Genomic DNA, 17,436 nt, shown 5'->3' on the forward strand with positions numbered 1-17,436 from the left:
CATGCAAGATATTGAATTTACTGAAGAACAAGTAATGATCCGCGACATGGCTCGGGACTTTGCTCGTGGTGAAATCGCACCCCACGCCCAAGCCTGGGAAAAAGCTGGCTGGATCGATGACGCACTGGTAGCCAAGATGGGCGAACTGGGGCTGCTGGGCATGGTTGTGCCTGAGGAATGGGGCGGCACTTACGTCGACTACGTGGCCTACGCCCTGGCAGTGGAGGAGATTTCTGCCGGTGACGGCGCTGCCGGCGCACTGATGAGTATCCATAATTCAGTAGGTTGCGGGCCAATCCTCAACTACGGCTCACAAGCACAAAAGGAAACCTGGCTGGCGGAACTGGCCAGCGGGCAGGCCATCGGTTGTTTTTGCCTGACCGAACCCCAGGCCGGCTCCGAGGCCCACAACCTGCGTACCCGCGCCGAATTGCGGGACGGCCAGTGGGTGATCAACGGCGCCAAGCAATTTGTCAGTAACGGCAAGCGCGCCAAGCTGGCCATCGTGTTTGCCGTGACCGACCCCGACTTGGGCAAGAAAGGTATCTCGGCGTTTCTGGTGCCTACCAACACCCCGGGCTTCGTGGTGGACCGTACGGAACACAAGATGGGCATTCGTGCTTCGGACACCTGCGCGGTCACCCTCAGCCAATGCACCGTGCCTGAAGCCAACCTGCTGGGCGAACGCGGCAAAGGCCTGGCCATTGCCCTGTCCAACCTCGAAGGCGGGCGCATCGGAATTGCCGCACAGGCACTCGGCATCGCCCGTGCTGCCTTTGAAGCGGCGCTGGCCTACGCCCGCGACCGGGTGCAGTTCGACAAGGCAATCATCGAGCATCAGAGCGTGGCCAACCTGCTGGCCGACATGCAGACCCGCCTGAATGCGGCGCGCCTGCTGATCCTGCACGCCGCCAGACTGCGCAGCGCCGGCAAGCCGTGCCTGTCAGAAGCGTCCCAGGCCAAACTGTTTGCATCGGAAATGGCCGAGAAGGTGTGCTCCTCGGCGATGCAGATTCATGGGGGTTATGGGTACCTGGAGGATTACCCGGTGGAGCGTTACTACCGGGATGCACGGATTACCCAGATTTACGAAGGCACCAGCGAGATCCAGCGGATGGTGATAGCCCGGGAACTTAAGAACTACCAACTGTAACTGGCATACCGCATCAACAATTGTCGGAGCGGGGCTTGTGTGGGAGCGGGCTTGCCCGCGACGGCGGTGTGTCAGTCACTGAATGTATCGACTGAACCACCGCCTTCGCGGGCAAGCCCGCTCCCACATTTTGACCTATTTGTCCTTGAACTCCGGCGCACGCTTGGCCACAAACGCCGCCATGCCTTCCTTCTGATCCAGTGTGGCAAACGCCGCATGGAACACCCGGCGCTCAAAGCGCACGCCTTCCGACAGGCTTACTTCAAACGCGCGGTTCACGCTTTCCTTGACCATCATGCTGATGGGCACCGACTTGCTGGCAATCAGGGTCGCGACTTTCAATGCTTCGTCCAGCAATTCATCAGCCGGTACGATCCGCGCAACGATTCCGCAGCGCTCCGCTTCCACGGCATCGATAAACCGCCCGGTCAGGCACATTTCCATGGCCTTGGCCTTGCCCACGGCGCGGGTCAGGCGCTGGGTGCCGCCCATGCCCGGCAGCACGCCGAGGTTGATTTCCGGCTGGCCAAACCTGGCGCTGTCACCGGCCAGGATGAAGTCGCACATCAACGCCAGCTCACACCCGCCACCCAAGGCAAAGCCATTCACCGCCGCGATGATCGGTTTACGGCGGTTGGCCACGCGGTCGCTGTCGCTGAACAGATCATCGAGGTAGATCTGCGGGTAGGTCAGGTCGGCCATTTCCTTGATGTCGGCGCCGGCGGCAAAGGCTTTTTTCGAGCCGGTAAGCACGATGCAGCCGATGTCCGGGTTGGCTTCCAGGCTGTCCAGTGCCTGGTTCAGTTCACTGACCAGCTGTGCGTTCAGGGCGTTCAGCGCTTGCGGGCGATTGAGGGTGATCAGCCCGACACGGCCCTGGACGTCCAGCAAAATGGTTTCGTAACTCATAGATACTCCTCAGAGATTGCGTGAAATGACCATGCGTTGAATATCGCTGGTGCCTTCGTAAATCTGGCAGACCCGTACATCTCGGTAGATCCGCTCCAGGGGAAAGTCGCTCAGGTAACCGTAACCGCCGAGGGTTTGCAATGCTTGCGAACAGACCTTTTCGGCCATTTCCGACGCAAACAGCTTGGCCATGGAAGCCTCCACCAGTGCGGGCTTGCCGCTGTCACGCAGGGCGGCCGCGTAATGCACCATCTGCCGGGCGACGGCAATTTGCGTCGCCATGTCTGCCAGGCGAAACGCCACAGCCTGATGCTCGATGATCGGTTTGCCAAAGCTTTCCCGCTCGCGGGCATAATCCCGGGCCGCTTCAAATGCCGCCCGCGCCATGCCCACCGCTTGCGAAGCAATGCCGACGCGCCCGCCTTCGAGGTTGGCCAGGGCGATCCGATAGCCTTCGCCCTCCTCGCCCAAGCGATTGGCCACCGGCACTTTCACATCCTCAAACAGGATCTGGCAGGTGTCGGAGGCGTGCTGGCCAAGTTTGTCCTCAACCCGCGCCACGCTGTAGCCCGGCGAGTCGGTGGGCACGATAAACGCAGTGATCCCGCGCTTGCCGGCACTCGGATCGGTAACCGCAAACACAATCACGACCCCGGCGTTTTGCCCGGAGGTGATGAACTGTTTGCAGCCATTCAATACGTAGTGATCGCCTTCCAACCGGGCGCGGGTTTTCAGGCCACTGGCATCGGAACCGGCCTGGGGCTCGGTCAAGGCAAATGCGCCGAGCATCGCTCCACTGGCCAGGGGCGTGAGGAACTCTTCTTTCTGTTGATCGTTGCCGAACGTGAGAATCGGCACGCAGCCCACGGAGTTGTGCACGCTCATGATGGTGGAGCAGGCGCCGTCACCGGCGGCGATTTCTTCCAGGGCCATGGCGTAGGCCAGGTAGCCCGTGTCGCAACCGCCCCACTGCTCCGGGACCAACATGCCGAAAAAGCCCAGCTCGGCCATTTCACCAATGGCCTCCTTGGGAAAACGATGCTCGCGGTCCCACTCGGCAGCGAACGGTTTGAGCCGTTCCTGGGCAAATTGCCGTGCGGCTTCGCGGATTTGCAGTTGTTCGTCATTGGGAAGCATAGGTGTTCCTTAGTACAGGCATTCAACGGCCATGGCCGTGGCTTCACCGCCGCCGATGCAAATGGCTGCAACGCCGCGCTTGAGGCCTTTCTGGCGCAGGGCCGAGAGCAGCGTCACCAGGATCCGCGCGCCGGACGCACCAATCGGATGGCCCAGGGCGCAGGCACCGCCGTGGATATTGACCTTGCTGTGGGGAATTTCCAGCTTGCTCATGGTCACCAGGCTGACCACCGCGAAGGCTTCGTTGATTTCAAACAGGTCGACTTCGTCGAGGTTCCAGCCGGTCTTGCTCAACAGCTTGCGGATTGCCCCTACCGGCGCTACCGGGAACAGGCCTGGTTCATCGGCAAAGGCGGCGTGGCCATGGATCACCGCCAGCGGCTTGAGCCCGCGTTTGTGGGCTTCAGACTCGCGCATCAGCAGCAATGCCGCCGCACCGTCGGAAATCGAGCTGGAGTTGGCCGCCGTCACCGTGCCGCCTTCGCGAAAAGCCGGCTTCAAAGTGGCGATCTTGTCGAGTTTGGCTTTGGGCGGCTGTTCGTCGTGGGTGATGGTTTTCTGTTCCTTGCCCACGGTGACCTGCACTGGGACGATTTCAGCGATGAAGTTACCGTCGGTGATCGCCTGTTGCGCACGGGTCAGGGAGGCAATGGCGAACGCATCCTGGGCCTCACGGGTAAAGCCATTGTGCTCGGCGCAGTCTTCGGCAAAGGTGCCCATCAGACGGCCCTTGTCGTACGCGTCTTCGAGGCCGTCGAGGAACATATGGTCGAGCACCCGGCCGTGGCCCATGCGGTAGCCGCTGCGGGCGCGGTCCAACAGATACGGCGCGTTGGACATGCTCTCCATGCCGCCAGCAATCACCACGTCCACACTGCCCGCCAGCAACGAGTCATGGGCCAGGATGGTGGCTTGCATGCCCGAGCCGCACATCTTGTTGAGGGTGGTGCAGCGGGTGGATTTGTCCAGGCCGGCACCCAGCGCTGCCTGGCGTGCAGGCGCCTGGCCGAGGCCGGCCGGCAGTACGCAACCGAACAGCACTTCATCCACCGCATCGGTGGCGATACCGGCACGCTCGACGGCGGCACGGATCGCCGCAGCACCCAATTGCGGGGCGGTCAGGCCTTTGAGGTCACCCTGGAACCCGCCCATCGGGGTACGTACCGCGCTGACAATAACGATTGGATCAGTCATGAAAAACCTCCTTATTTGGCCGCCATGCGCAAGGCGCCGTCGAGACGGATCACCTCGCCGTTGAGCATGCTGTTTTCAATGATATGGCGCACCAATGCGGCGTACTCGCCTGGCTTGCCCAGGCGCTGGGGGAATGGCACACCGGCGGCAAGCGACTCGCGCACTTCAGGTGTCATGCCGGCCATCATCGGTGTTTCAAAAATGCCCGGCGCGATGGTCATCACCCGTATCCCGTAGCGCGCCAGTTCACGGGCGGCAGGCAAGGTCAGGCTGGCGATCGCGCCCTTGGAGGCAGCATACGCCGCTTGGCCGATCTGGCCGTCAAAGGCCGCCACCGACGCCGTGTTGATGATCACACCACGCTCGCCATCGGCATTCGCCTCGGTTTCAGCGATGGCCGCGGCTGCCAGGCGCAACAGGTTGAAGCTGCCGATCAGGTTGACGTTGATCACCTGAGCGAAGTTGGCCAGAACGTGAGGGCCATTCTTGCCAAGGATCTTTTCGCCACGCACCACGCCGGCGCAGTTGACCAGCCCGTGCAAACCCCCAAAGGCGCTGACGGCTGCCTGCACCGCGGCCTCGGCAGCAGCTTCCTGGCTGATATCCGCAACCACGCTGCGGGCCTGCGCACCGAGCTTTTGCGCCTGGGCGGCGACTGCGTCGGCGTTCAGGTCCACCAGCATCACTTTGGCACCTGCCGCTACCAACATCTCGGCGGTTGCCGCGCCGAGGCCTGAAGCGCCGCCGCTGACCAGAAAAACCTTGTTCTCAATCTGCATCATTGTTTCCTTGAAAGAGGGATTACGCCGTGGCCGCCTGGGCCTTGGCGATTTCCTGATTACGCAAAATAAAGCGTTGCAGCTTGCCGCTCGGGGTCTTGGGCAGCTCACTGACAAATTCGATTTCCCGTGGGTACGAATGGGCGGCCAGGCGCTTGCGTACGTGCTGGCGCAGCTCTTCGGCCAGGGCCGGCTCGGCGCGGTACTGCTCACTGAGCACCACAAAGGCTTTGACGATCTCGGTGCGTTCCGGGCATGGCTTGCCCACCACTGCTGCTTCGATTACCGCTGGATGCTCGATCAGCGCGCTTTCCACATCGAACGGGCCGACCCGGTAGCCGGAGGTGGTGATCACATCGTCACTGCGCCCGACAAAGCTGATGCTGCCGTCGGGGTTCAGCTCCACCGTATCGCCGCTGAGGTAGTACTTGCCGACGAAGGCTTTGGTCTTCACGCCGTCGTAGCCGGCGAACCAGCACATCGGTGATTGTTCGCGGTCGATGGCGAGGATGCCCGGCTGGCCGGCCGGGAGTTCCTGGTGATTGTCATCGAGCACCACGATGCGGTGGCCTGGCGAGGCGAAACCGGCGGAGCCGACGTGCACCGGATGCTCCAGGCCGTGGTGGTTGCACAGCACCATGCCCAGTTCGGTCTGGCCATAGTGGTCGTGGATGGTCACACCGAGGTTATCGGCGAACCAGCGGATCACTTCCGGGTTCAGCGGCTCGCCGGCGCTGCTGACAATGCGCAGCTTGCCCTTGATCGACTTGGCGAACTGATCGCCCCCGGCAATCAGCAGGCGGTAGGCCGTGGGCGACCCAGTGAGGTTGGTGATGCCATATTTGTTGATCACGCGGCAGGTGCTTTCGAGGGTGAACGGGCCGTCGTAGAACGTAATCGGGTGGCCCATGGACAAAGGGCCGGTCACGCCGAAATAGATACCGTAGGCCCAGCCCGGATCGGCGACGTTCCAGAATGCATCTTCGGGGCGCAGGTCTACAGCGTCGCGGGTGTAGCTTTGGAACGCGACGATGGCCTTGAGGGGGACTGCCAGGGATTTCGACGGGCCGGTGGTGCCGGAGGTGAACATCAACAGGAACGGCTCTTCAGCGCCCAGCAGGACCGGCTCGCAAACGTTGGAACAGTGGGGCAGCTCTGCCCAGAAGCTGAAATCGCCCCGCACGATGCCTTCGCCGTTGGGGCCGGCGACGGTGACGATGGTTGGGCAGCCGGCCACTTCATGGAGCTTGGGGCGGTTGATGGCGTCAGTCACCACCAGCGCGGCGCCGGAGCTGTTCAGGCGGTGCTCGATGGCCTTGGGACCGAACGCAGTGAACAATGGCTGATAGACCGCGCCGATGCGCCAAGTGGCGAGTACCACCACCAGCAGCTCGGTGGTGCGTGGCAGGAGGCCGGCGACTTTGTCACCGCGCTTGATGCCCTGGGCCAGGAGGAAGTTGGCAAAGCGAGCGGCCTGGTCTTGCAATTGGGTGAAAGTGGAGGTGCTGCTGCGGCCGTCCTTGCCCTCCCAGAACAGTGCGATGCGGCCGGGTAAAGCGTGGCGGTCGCAGCATTCGACACAGGCATTGAGTGACTGCAGGTTGCCGGTCAGGGCGGCGTCGACGGTGTGTTGGTAGTTGAACTGGGTGGTGGCAGCCGAGTAATCGCGCATCGCTTCAAATCCCTGTGTGTTTTTTATTTTCAGGATGGGGACGTAGACCGGTGAAATAGTCGCTCTAGAGCGGTGGGTGGGCAATGGTCAAAGCCTTCAACTTGGTTGACTGGTTTGGCCAATGGGCTGTGTTTTTGTGGGTGGGTTTTGGGTGTATATCCGTTATTTGAGTGATGGCTTAGATGGGTTCCGCTCTTACAGCGGGTCACTTTTGAAAAGCGCAAAAGTAACCAAAACGCTCTGCCCCGCCTGTCGGCACCTCGCCTAGGCTCGGTGTGCCCTCACTCCGGAATTGCTCCGCGGGCCGCCGCGACGGCCCGTCCCTGGCCCGTCGCGGCTAAACCGGCGTCCTGCCGGTTTACCCGCTCCTCAATCCCTGCGTTCGGCCTCGGGCTGAATGGGGCAGTCAGAGCAAGATCAACAACAGATCAAGAACACAGCGGCCTACAGGCCGGCTTGAGTGTTAAAAGCCAGATCAAAAGCTAAAGCAGGCACGGTTCCAATGTGGGAGCTGGCTTGCCTGCGATGGCATCACCTCGGTGTATCTGAAAACCGAGTTGCCTGCATCGCTGGCAAGCCAGCTCCTACGCCTTGCTTTTGCTTTTAACACTCAGGTCGGCTTTCAGGCCGCCGTGCTCTTGCTGTTGACCTTGATCTGCAGGCCCCGTCAACCACGATGGCCGCAAGCAGGCACGGTGGAGCGGGTAAATCGGCAAGGATGCCGATTTAGCCGCGCCGGGCCATGGATGGCCCGTCGCGGCGGCCCGCGGAACCGTGCCGGAGTGCGGGCATGCCGAGCCTAAGCGAGGCACCGAGTGGTGGGGCAAAGACCTTTTGGTTACTTTTGGGGCGTTTGCCAAAAGTGACCCGCTGTAAGAGCGGAACCCTAAGTAGCCATGACCTAAATAACGGATATGTACACCACCAAAAGCCCCCCCCGATAGACCCGACCAATCACCCAGTCAGCACAGACGATTGGACGCTCTACCCCCAAGCTTCTAAGCTTGAGGCCTGCGCCACCCAAGAAGCCCGCCCATGATCGTCCGTCCCAAACCCAACCTGCTCGGCATCCTGTTCTCGCTAAAAGGCTCAATCGCCAAGCGCATCGCCCTGCGCAGCCTGCTGGTCACCCTCCTGGCCTCAGTCATCGTGCTGGTGGAAACCCTGCACCCGGCCTACTTCTCCAAGGTCAACGCCACACCCTTCACACTGCTCGGCCTGTCGCTATCGATCTTCATGAGCTTTCGCAACAACGCCTGCTACGACCGCTGGTGGGACGGCCGCAAACAACTGGGCCAAATGATCATCGAAGTGCGCTCACTGATCCGCGAAACCCAAATCTTCAACCCCGCTGAACGTGAACACCTGCTGCGTGGCCTGTGCGGTTTCGCCCACGGCCTGATCGCCCGCTTGCGCCTGGAAGATGAAGCCCGGGCGATCCAACCCTGGATCAACGTCGAAGCCACCCACCCGAACCTCCCCGATAGCATCCTGCAAGACCTCGGCGCCCGCTGCTCCAAACTGGCCGAACAAGGCCACATCAGCGACTGGCGCTACACCCAACTGGAAACCCGCCTGTACGGCCTGAGCCAGGTCCAGGCCTCCTGCGAACGCATCAAACACACCCCGCTGCCCTTCCCCTACACCTTGCTGCTGCACCGCACCATCTACCTGTTCTGCATTCTGCTGCCCTTCGCCATGGCCGAGCCGCTGGGCTGGCTGACGCCGATCTTTACCGCGATCGTCAGCTACACCTTCTTCGGCCTGGATGAAATCGGCGACGACCTCGAAGACCCCTTCGGCTTCGACGAAAACGACCTGCCCTGCAACGCCATCGTCCGCACGCTGGAGCGCGAAATTCTCGCCGCCCTCGGTGAAACCGCGCTACCGCCGGCCCTCGAGCCGATTGAGTTCGTGCTGACGTGATGCGCGTTTGACACTCGCGATCACCTGACCGAAGCTGATGGCTTTGCACTAGCTGCCAAGCTTTCGGACGCCTGCATGTCAAAGTCACGCCGTTACTCCATCGTCGGCCTGTGCGCCCTGTTGTTTATTGTGCTGATCTCCTGGTATTTCACCCGCACGCCACCGGTGGTTGTGCCCCCGGCCATCGCCCACGGTTACGCCAAGGCTTTGAAGCAGGCGCATAACGGCGAAGCCGGCGCCGCCCGCGTGCTGTATCAACAACTGGGCCGCCCGGACCTGTCCGATGTGCGCCGCGCCGCCCTGCATGCCGAACTGCCCAACTATCCCAGCCCCCAGGCCCTGAAGCTGGCGGACAAGGACCTGGCCAACGACGCGCCAATGGTGCGCGAGGCAGCCATTCACAGCATCGTCGGCCTGGTGCCCAGTGGCCAGCGCACGCTGTTGCTCGGGCCGCTGCTGGACGACCCGGAGCAAAGCGTAAGGTTTGCTGCGGCGAATGCCTTGCTGGGGCTGTCTCCCGACACCCTGGGCCTGTATTTCGGCCCGTTGCAGCAAGTGCTCGACGAATACGTGAAGTTGCTCAAAGCCCAACCCGAAAGCCCCGAAGGCTGGATTCAACTGGCCCGCCTGTACATTCACAGCGCGCTGCTGCCCGATGCCCAAAATGCCCTGGAACAGGCGATGCGCCTGCAACCAGACAACCTGCAGGCGGTGGTGGCGCAAATCGAGTTGCTGGATAAACAGGGCAAGGTCGACGAGTCACGCCAGCTCCTGGCCAAGCAACTGCAGGCCCATCCCGATTCGGCCTACCTGCAACATGCCCTGGGCATGTGGTTGCTGCATCATGGCGAGCGCGCCTTTGCCCTGCTCAGTCTGTCCCGGGCGGTGGAGCTGGAGCCGAACAATCAGGATTACCGCTACGACCTGGCTACCACCCTGCATGCCCAGCAGGAACTGGACGCCGCCCAGCGCCAGTTGGAAGAGATCGTCCAGCGCAACCCGGCCAATCGCAGGGCGCGGGTCTTGCTGGTCAACTACTGGAAAGAAACCGGCCAGTTGCAGAATGTCCAGGTCTTGCTGGCCCAGCTTGAACAGCAGAACCCAGATGACCCGGCGCTGCAACAAGGCCTGTAACGCCCAAATTGATACAAAGCGTTGAACCGCCACACGGCGCCACGGTCAAGTAAATATGGCGCGCCCCAACGGGCGCTCCCTACTACTTATACGTGACCCGAGGGCACTTCTTGTCTACATCCAAAGAGCTGTTCACAGCAAAGGCGGCCACTGGTATTGAAGGTCTGGACGACATTCTTGCCGGGGGGCTTTCCCGTAGCCATTTGTTCCTGCTGGAAGGTGAGCCCGGCACCGGTAAAACCACGGTGGCCCTGCACTTCCTACAGGCTGGAGCAAAAAACGGTGAACGATCGCTGTACATCACCCTGTCAGAAACCGAGCGCGAGTTGCGCCAGGGTGCCAAGTCCCACGGCTGGGACCTGGACGAGCACATTCATATCTTTGAGCTGACACCGCCCGAAAGCCTGCTAAACGCCGAGCACCAGCAAAGCCTGCTGTATTCCTCGGACCTTGAGCTGGGTGAAGCCACCCGGCAGATTTTTGAAGTGGTGGAACGGGTCAAGCCCACCCGTGTTGTCATCGACAGCCTTTCGGAAATTCGCTTGCTGGCGCAAAGCTCCCTGCGCTATCGCCGGCAGATCCTCGCGATCAAGCACTACTTCGTGCGCTATGACGCCACGGTCCTGCTGCTGGACGACCTCACCACCGAATCCCTCGACAAGACCGTGCACAGCGTGGCCCACGGGGTAATTCGCCTGGAAGAACTGACCCCCAACTACGGCGCCGAACGACGCCGTGTGCGGGTGGTGAAGTACCGTGGCCAAAAGTACCGCGGCGGTTTTCACGACTTCACCATCATGGAAGACGGCGTGCATGTGTTCCCCCGCCTGGTAGCGGCCGAGCACCGTGGCGGCTATAACCGCCAGACCCTGACCAGCGGCATCCACGAGATGGACGCACTGTTAGGCGGCGGGATCGAGACCGGCTCCAGCACCTTGATCCTGGGCCCGGCCGGCACCGGCAAATCGCTGATCTCGATGATTTTCGCCGCAGCCGCCGTGGGTCGGGGCGAAAAAGCCGCGCTGTTCATTTTTGATGAAGAGTTGGGGCTGCTGTTCGAACGCATGAAGAACATGGGCATCGACCTGCAAGCCCTGCAAGACACCGGCAACTTGCTGATCGAGCAGGTAGACGCCGCCGAATTGTCCCCCGGCGAGTTTTCCCACCGGGTGCGACGTTGCGTGGATGAGCGTGGCATCAAGACTGTAGTGATCGACAGCATCAACGGTTACCAGGCCGCGATGCCGGAAGAAAACGCCCTCATCCTGCATATGCACGAGCTGCTGCTGTACCTCAACCGACGTGGCGCGGCGACCTTTATGACCGTCGCCCAACACGGCCTGGTAGGCGACATGCAGGCCCCGGTAGACATCACTTACCTGGCCGACACCGTGATCCTGCTGCGCTACTTCGAAGCCCTCGGTAAAGTCCGCCGGGCCATCTCGATCATCAAGAAACGCACCGGCAGCCATGAATCAACGATTCGCGAATACCGCATAGGCAGCCGGGGCATGACCATTGGGGAACCCCTCGATGCCTTCCAGGGTGTGCTGCGCGGCGTGCCGAACTACCTGGGTACCGATAACCCGCTGCTCAAGGATGAAAGTTCATGAGTGGCCTGCCGGCCATTACCGAACGGGCGATCATCCTTGCGCCTTTGGGCCGCGACAGCTCCCTGGCCTTGATGATGCTCAACGAGGCGGGTTTCAACGGTATCATCGCCAGCCATTTGCAAATGTTGTGCGACGAACTGGAGCACGGCGCCGGCCTGCTGGTCATCGCCGCCGAAGCCATGCGCGGTATCGACCTGGAGCCCCTGCTCACGCACCTGCATCAGCAACCGGCGTGGTCAGACTTGCCCATTGTGTTGATGACGCACCACGGCGGCAGTGAACAGAACGGTTCGTCGCACCTGAGTGTACTGCTGGGCAACGTCACCTTCCTGGAGCGCCCGTTCCATCCGGTCACCTTGATCAGCCTTGTGACCACAGCGCTGCGCGGTCGGCGCCGGCAGTACGAGGCCCGCGACCGCCTGATCGACCTGAGCCAAAGTGAACAGCGCCTGCAAAGTACGCTGGAAACCCTGGAACAGCAGGTAGAAGAACGCACCGCACAGTTGCGCAATAACGAAGAAGCTTTGCGACAGTCGCAGAAGATGGAAGCTGTCGGTCAACTGACCGGCGGCATTGCCCATGACTTCAACAACATGCTGACCGGCATCATCGGCAGCCTGGAACTGCTGCGAAGGCGCGTGGCCCGGGGCCGCACAGAGGACCTCGACAGCCTGATCGACCTGGGTGTCACGTCGGCCAACCGCGCTGCCGCGCTGACCCACCGGCTGCTGGCATTCTCCCGCCGCCAGTCACTGGATTCAAAACCGGTGCAGATCAATCAACTGGTGATCTCCATGGGCGAGTTGCTGCAACGCAGCCTCAATGAAAGTATCGCCCTGGACATCCGCCTGACCGAACAGCTATGGACCGCCGAAGCCGACCCCAACCAACTGGAAAGCGCCCTGCTCAACCTGGCCATCAATGCCCGGGATGCCATGCCCAACGGCGGCCAACTGGTGGTGGAAACCACCAACCGGCACCTCGACAGCGTGTTTACCGCGGCCTACGGCACCCTCATCCCCGGCGACTATGTGGAACTGAGCGTCAGCGACACCGGCTGCGGCATGCCCGACAGCGTGATCAGCCGGGCATTCGACCCGTTCTTCACCACCAAACCCATCGGCCAGGGGACCGGGCTGGGGTTGTCGATGATCTACGGCTTTGCCCGCCAATCCCATGGGCATGTGACGATTCACAGCGTGGTGGGCCAAGGCACCACCGTCAGCCTGTTCCTGCCGCGGTTTGTCGGCGAGGTGATGGCTGACAAACAGATCAACCCGGCGCTGCTGCCATTTGCAAATGCGGGTGAAACGGTACTGATTGTCGAGGACGATCCCGCCGTCAGGGTGCTGGTCAGTGCCGTCCTTAGCGAGTTGGGTTATGCCTTCGTCGAAGCCGGTGATGCCGACGGCGCCATGCCGATCATCCAGTCGAGCCAGCGGATTGACCTGTTGATCAGCGATGTGGGTTTACCGGGAATGAATGGCCGGCAACTGGCGGAAATCGGGCGGCAGGTGCGTCCGGACTTGAAGGTGCTGTTTATCACCGGCTACGCAGAGCACGCCGCGGTGCGCGGCGGCTTTCTCGACCCGGGCATGCAGATGATCACCAAGCCTTTTACCTTTGATTTGCTGACGGCAAAAGTGCGGGAGATGATTCAGGCACACCTCCCGGAGTAGGTCCGGGAGGCATGGGAGCCTTGTCAGATGCTCACAATTGGACGGTATACATGTCCTCCAATGCGCGGGCATCCACCCCCGTTTTGAATACGGTATTGTCGTTTTGGGGGCTGATCTTGAACTCCAGCACTTTGGGGTCATCTCCCGCCGTTTTGTACCTGCGGGAAAAGTCGGGGGAGGTAAAAATGTCGTTGACCCCACGCTGGAAGCTGGCCGCGTCCGGGAAATGGGCCAGGCCATAATTGGGTTCGTAAAAGAAGAACGATTTTTGATTTCCGTTGACGACAACCCCGGCAGTCATCGCGTGACCACTGTCCCCAAACATCAGTGTTTGCGATTGCGTGGCCATCGACAGCTCTGAAGCTACGGCGGTGTAAGGCTTGGCCTTGACGTCGCTGATACCGTGGAATGCAGTAGCCCCGCCGATTTTGCGTTGCAGAACCGTCAGCGTCGCAATGAACTTTTTGGACGCGGCTGCCGTAGGATTGGCGGCGGCCTTAAAAAAATTGTCAATCAGCACTTGGGCCTTGCCCTTCTTCATCGCCAGCGCCATGAGGTGCGAAAGCGCTGCACATTCCCCCGGCGACAACGGCTGAGTCTGGCTCAAGTAAAATAACTGCGGCATGGCGGTAATGCGCCCGCCGGCAGCGCGCACCTTGTTATTGAATAGATTGGCGCCATTCAAGCTGGCCTGGACCGCCAGGCGCTCATGTTGCCTGGCCAGCGTTCCTATATCCCGGGCGGACAAATTTCCTTTGGTTGCCAGTTTTTTGACTTGCGCAGACATCATCTTCGACGAATAACCGGGAATCTTGGCTGGATCACCCTGGACGTAGCCTTCCTGAAAGCTGGTTTTGTCAGGGCCGTTCTCTGCCTTGGTGGTTACCTCACGCCAGCGGATCTCGAGGTTGGTGGGTTCGAGGGCGGAAAACCCGTCCAAGGGGCGCCCATAGGGCTGTTTAGTTGCCGGGTTGTAAGGAAACCACTGATGGGTTATCGAATCAAACTTGGCCACCGTCCTGCCAGTGACGTCACTCCCGGGTACTGTGTATGTGCCTACATGCAGGTCGGTACGCTGGGAAATTTCCTGTAGCTGCGCCTTGGTGAATCGTGCGCCCTGGCGCGCCTGCGCGCCCGGTATAACTGCACGCAAGGGTGTCACGTCGCCCAGGAACCCGTTGTAGGCTGCGGCGCGCGCGTCAGGTGTGTAGCGTTTGAACAGTGAGTGGCCAAAGCGGCTGGGTTTGGCAGCACGCACGTTTTTCAATGCCCCCGCACCTTTGGCGATACCGGCCGTCACCAAATACATCACACCATCAAAGATGACATCCCCAAGGGCTGCGACATAATCCCCTTTGACGATATTGCGAACCACTGAAAGCCCGGGTATGAAGCCCAACAGTATTTCGCGCCACATCGATTGCTTCGCTTGCTCATCATCAAAGGTGGTGACGGCTTTGGCGGCGTCCTCCTGCTCACCGAACCGATGGGCCACAGTGGCATTACGCGAGAGCAATTGCCCAAGGTACTCACTTCGCGCACTGCTGAATGACTTGGGGTTACCCGCAGGAGGGTTACCCGCCTGTTGTTTGGCCCGGCCATCTGCATCGGGACGCACTTCGACGATCGATGTGTTGGCGTAAGACTCTGTGAGTACCGAGTTACTTTTCTGCTCTACCCACTCGCCTTGAATACCTGGCTTGAAGGTGTCCTTCACATCGTCGCGGCGAGTAATGGCGTTGTTTTGGGGGTCCATCCCGTAGTAGGCCACCTGGCCATCACGGTGAGTCTTGATCAGCAGGCCCCTGTTGCCATCCGACTGCAGCGGTTCTGCCTGCTCGGCGGTATGGGAGCCATTTGGCGTGGTGGTTACCGTACGCAGAACCTTACCCTGCCTGTAGACGGTTATTTCCCCCGACTCGATATTCTTCCGATCCTCCAGGGGCAAGTTGGCAATCAGGTTCGTGGTAATCGACACATAGGCTTTTTCGATATTGCTTTTATACGCCGCAAATTGCTCGGCATGTTTAGCTTTGGGGTCGGGCAGCTGTTTAATGCGCGCTAACAGGCTGTTGATCGGGATCTGGTCGTTGTCCGACTGCCACCCTGTCGACTCGTGGGTTTTCTTCGACAGGTAGATATCCAGCACCGAATACGCGCCAAGCGAGTTCGTGGTGATCGAAGGCGTCAGTCGATGCGCGTCCGTTTTCACGTATTGGCTGCGAATCGATTTTTCTTCAAAGGGAATTGCGTCGCCGAACGCGGCCTTGAGCTCTGCCAATGCAACACTGCGTTGGGTCGGCAGAGGGGCTTTGAACGCTTCATCGGCATCGATCAATGCCTGCCCCTGTTGGGCCAATGCTTGCTGGGTGGCGTTGATCTGCGCCGGCGAGTGAGGCCCAGGCTTCGATAGGCTTCCATTGATCTCCCCCCATTCGGTCACTGCGGTCAGCTGCGCTTGCTTCTGGATGTCGCGCTGCGTATCCGTGACAGGCTCAACGGCATCAAACATCGCCACCTGGGCAAAGGTCATCTGGGCAGAGGCCCCGGGGTTCGTCGCTTCAATACGCGCCACTGCGGCCTTGAGGCTCACCCAGGCCAACGAACCGTAGGTTACGTTGGGCGGAGTACCTTTTATCTGCAACTCGGGTGCGGCACGTGAGAGCAATATCATCGCCGCCACCGGGGCCATTTCGGGGCTGGCTTTGTGCGTGCTCACCAAGTGATCGATCAGCCGCTGCTGAATCACGCTGACAGGCTGGCCGTAATTTTCGGTGGCCGCCAGGTCAAAACCTGCGACATGGTGGGGCTGCGGCGAATAAATGCTCTGGGAATCCAGCGTGAGGACAATCGCGGTCAATGCCCACTCTCTGGCACTGGAGGCGGTCCCAATTGCCCCCATCTTGCCTTGCAGCGCCTTCCCCAGCGCCAGGGCCTTGTCAGACTCGAGGATCTTGTTCAGTGCGTTGCGCGGGTTCTTCAGTTCGCCCGGCAGCCATTGCACGCCCTTCGCCAGGTAGCCTAATGCACCTTTATCACGCACCTGCGAGGGTGCTGCGTCGCGGTCCTCCAGGCCAGGCAGGCCGAGGTTATTGTGGGTGATGTGGCTATAGACCGCTTTTTGATCCTGGACAGATAAAGGGCTTGGCCAAGACAACGCACCTCCCAGATTGCCGTCACGTTGCTCGGGCAATTCGGGTGCATTCAGGGCGTTGACGAGGGTTTCGAACTGAATCTTCGGCTCTGTGTTTTCCGCCAGGCGCCAGCCATTGCCCGCGAGCACGTCTTCCAGTGTCGCGTGCGCCACTCCCGTCTGGCGGCCATACGTGGAGTCTGAAGGCACGGCCATGGTGACGTGCTGCAGGTATTCGGTCAGCGCGGTGTTGTCGTCCGGGTCGAACGCCAGCAATTTCTCCAACAACGTGTGCCTGAGCGCGATATCGCCCAGCACGCCCTTTTGGACATCAAGGGATTGCTCGGAGCGCTGCTCGTTAATCGGGCCAAAGTGAGCGTCATCGAGTGCCAAGGGCGCGTTGTTGCGCTCGATTTCCTGCGCACGTAGAGCGCGCCCGGATTCCGGCAGGTTGCCCTCGAAGTAAAAACTCTTGACCCGATCAAATGGCGCGCGCTGAGTGTTGCCGGGCACTGCGGGCTTGATCGGACGAGGACTGTTGCCCGCCAGGCTGTCGATGGCCTGGCGAATAGGGCCGCTCACACTCGCCCAGCCGCGATCACCCAGCCCGGGCGTGAGGACATCTAAACGGCCGTTGATCCGCCCATACAGTCGACCGGTAAACGGTTCGATACTGACCGATGAGGGGTCCAGGTGGATGTCAGCCATCCACTGCACCACATCCGGGGACTTGAACGCACGCGACAGCAACGCCCAGCATTGCCCGAACGTGGATTGGGGCGGGATGTCCAGCATGATGGCTCCATCCGTCCCCGGCGTTCCGGTAACCTGGCGCAGCCCCTGGGCAAAGTTGCGCGCCAACTGGCGATCGGCATTGTCGCGGGGCGAATCGAGGGGCACCTCGTTCACCGCCGCCCGGTTTGCGACGACGCCCTGAAGCTGAACGGCGGCGGGCGTGCTTGGCGTCGAATCCGGTTGCGCTGTAAGTTCAGGGGCATGGCGCGCAGTGCGAGTGGAAATGGTCACGAGGTCTACTCCATCGATACAGTCAGAAATCCTGCGCAGCGCCTTTTCGTCTGCTAGGGGATAATCTTTCGTACCGGGAAC

Annotated in this window: 11 protein-coding genes; 5 read left to right on the top strand and 6 right to left on the bottom strand. The window is 60.8% G+C overall.

All coding sequences use genetic code 11. From position 1 onward, the window contains the following. Window position 1: 1 nt before the first annotated feature. Complete coding sequence (locus tag RGV33_RS17005) at window positions 2–1,153, top strand: acyl-CoA dehydrogenase family protein (protein WP_322145260.1); 1,152 nt, start codon at window positions 2–4, stop codon at window positions 1,151–1,153. A 135-nt stretch (window positions 1,154–1,288) separates the two neighbouring features. Here the strand turns inward: RGV33_RS17005 and RGV33_RS17010 are convergent, their stop codons facing one another. The 5 genes from RGV33_RS17010 to RGV33_RS17030 are packed head-to-tail and all read right to left on the bottom strand — an operon-like array spanning window position 1,289 to window position 6,844. Further along, window positions 1,289–2,062 (bottom strand): enoyl-CoA hydratase, encoded by a 774-nt coding sequence (locus tag RGV33_RS17010; protein ID WP_322145261.1) that lies wholly within the window; start codon window positions 2,060–2,062, stop codon window positions 1,289–1,291. 9 nt (window positions 2,063–2,071) lie between these two features. Beyond that, the gene (locus RGV33_RS17015; protein ID WP_322145262.1) at window positions 2,072–3,199 is read right to left on the bottom strand and encodes an acyl-CoA dehydrogenase; all 1,128 of its coding nucleotides are present in this window, start codon (window positions 3,197–3,199) and stop codon (window positions 2,072–2,074) included. A gap of 9 nt (window positions 3,200–3,208) precedes the next feature. Further along, entirely contained in the window at window positions 3,209–4,393 is a 1,185-nt protein-coding gene (locus tag RGV33_RS17020) for an acetyl-CoA C-acyltransferase (protein WP_322145263.1), read from the bottom strand. Window positions 4,394–4,404: 11 nt separating this feature from the next. Beyond that, window positions 4,405–5,172 carry an SDR family NAD(P)-dependent oxidoreductase gene (locus tag RGV33_RS17025; RefSeq protein WP_322145264.1) on the bottom strand — a complete coding sequence of 256 codons (768 nt, stop codon included), beginning with the start codon at window positions 5,170–5,172 and terminating at the stop codon, window positions 4,405–4,407. A gap of 22 nt (window positions 5,173–5,194) precedes the next feature. Beyond that, entirely contained in the window at window positions 5,195–6,844 is a 1,650-nt protein-coding gene (locus RGV33_RS17030) for an AMP-binding protein (RefSeq protein ID WP_322145265.1), read from the bottom strand. 1,035 nt (window positions 6,845–7,879) lie between these two features. Here RGV33_RS17030 and RGV33_RS17035 point away from each other — a divergent pair. From RGV33_RS17035 to RGV33_RS17050, 4 genes are all read left to right on the top strand, one after another. Further along, window positions 7,880–8,770, top strand: coding sequence for a bestrophin family protein (locus RGV33_RS17035; protein ID WP_322145266.1), 891 nt, complete (start codon window positions 7,880–7,882; stop codon window positions 8,768–8,770). Between the two features lie 75 nt (window positions 8,771–8,845). Next, entirely contained in the window at window positions 8,846–9,904 is a 1,059-nt protein-coding gene (locus RGV33_RS17040) for a tetratricopeptide repeat protein (RefSeq protein ID WP_322145267.1), read from the top strand. A gap of 110 nt (window positions 9,905–10,014) precedes the next feature. Further along, a complete protein-coding gene (locus tag RGV33_RS17045; RefSeq protein ID WP_322145268.1) occupies window positions 10,015–11,517 on the top strand; it encodes an ATPase domain-containing protein in 1,503 nt (500 codons plus the stop codon). Beyond that, window positions 11,514–13,196: a response regulator gene (locus RGV33_RS17050; RefSeq protein WP_322145269.1), complete on the top strand. Its 1,683-nt coding sequence runs from the start codon at window positions 11,514–11,516 to the stop codon at window positions 13,194–13,196. Before RGV33_RS17045 ends, RGV33_RS17050 begins: the two co-directional genes overlap by 4 nt. A gap of 31 nt (window positions 13,197–13,227) precedes the next feature. Here the strand turns inward: RGV33_RS17050 and RGV33_RS17055 are convergent, their stop codons facing one another. Next, complete coding sequence (locus RGV33_RS17055; RefSeq protein ID WP_322145270.1) at window positions 13,228–17,355, bottom strand: hypothetical protein; 4,128 nt, start codon at window positions 17,353–17,355, stop codon at window positions 13,228–13,230. Window positions 17,356–17,436: the final 81 nt, after the last annotated feature.

Origin of the sequence: Pseudomonas sp. Bout1 (assembly GCF_034314165.1) — a bacterium.
In the GTDB taxonomy this organism is placed as follows: Bacteria; Pseudomonadota; Gammaproteobacteria; order Pseudomonadales; family Pseudomonadaceae; genus Aquipseudomonas.

Bases quoted from the DNA above. Each gene is read 5' to 3' on its own strand.
- RGV33_RS17005 (WP_322145260.1), top strand. From the start codon at position 2: ATGCAAGATATTGAATTTACTGAAGAACAAGTAATGATCCGCGACATG.
- RGV33_RS17015 (WP_322145262.1), bottom strand. From the start codon at position 3,199: ATGCTTCCCAATGACGAACAACTGCAAATCCGCGAAGCCGCACGGCAA.
- RGV33_RS17050 (WP_322145269.1), top strand. From the start codon at position 11,514: ATGAGTGGCCTGCCGGCCATTACCGAACGGGCGATCATCCTTGCGCCT.
- RGV33_RS17025 (WP_322145264.1), bottom strand. From the start codon at position 5,172: ATGCAGATTGAGAACAAGGTTTTTCTGGTCAGCGGCGGCGCTTCAGGC.
- RGV33_RS17010 (WP_322145261.1), bottom strand. From the start codon at position 2,062: ATGAGTTACGAAACCATTTTGCTGGACGTCCAGGGCCGTGTCGGGCTG.
- RGV33_RS17020 (WP_322145263.1), bottom strand. From the start codon at position 4,393: ATGACTGATCCAATCGTTATTGTCAGCGCGGTACGTACCCCGATGGGC.
- RGV33_RS17030 (WP_322145265.1), bottom strand. From the start codon at position 6,844: ATGCGCGATTACTCGGCTGCCACCACCCAGTTCAACTACCAACACACC.
- RGV33_RS17040 (WP_322145267.1), top strand. From the start codon at position 8,846: ATGTCAAAGTCACGCCGTTACTCCATCGTCGGCCTGTGCGCCCTGTTG.
- RGV33_RS17035 (WP_322145266.1), top strand. From the start codon at position 7,880: ATGATCGTCCGTCCCAAACCCAACCTGCTCGGCATCCTGTTCTCGCTA.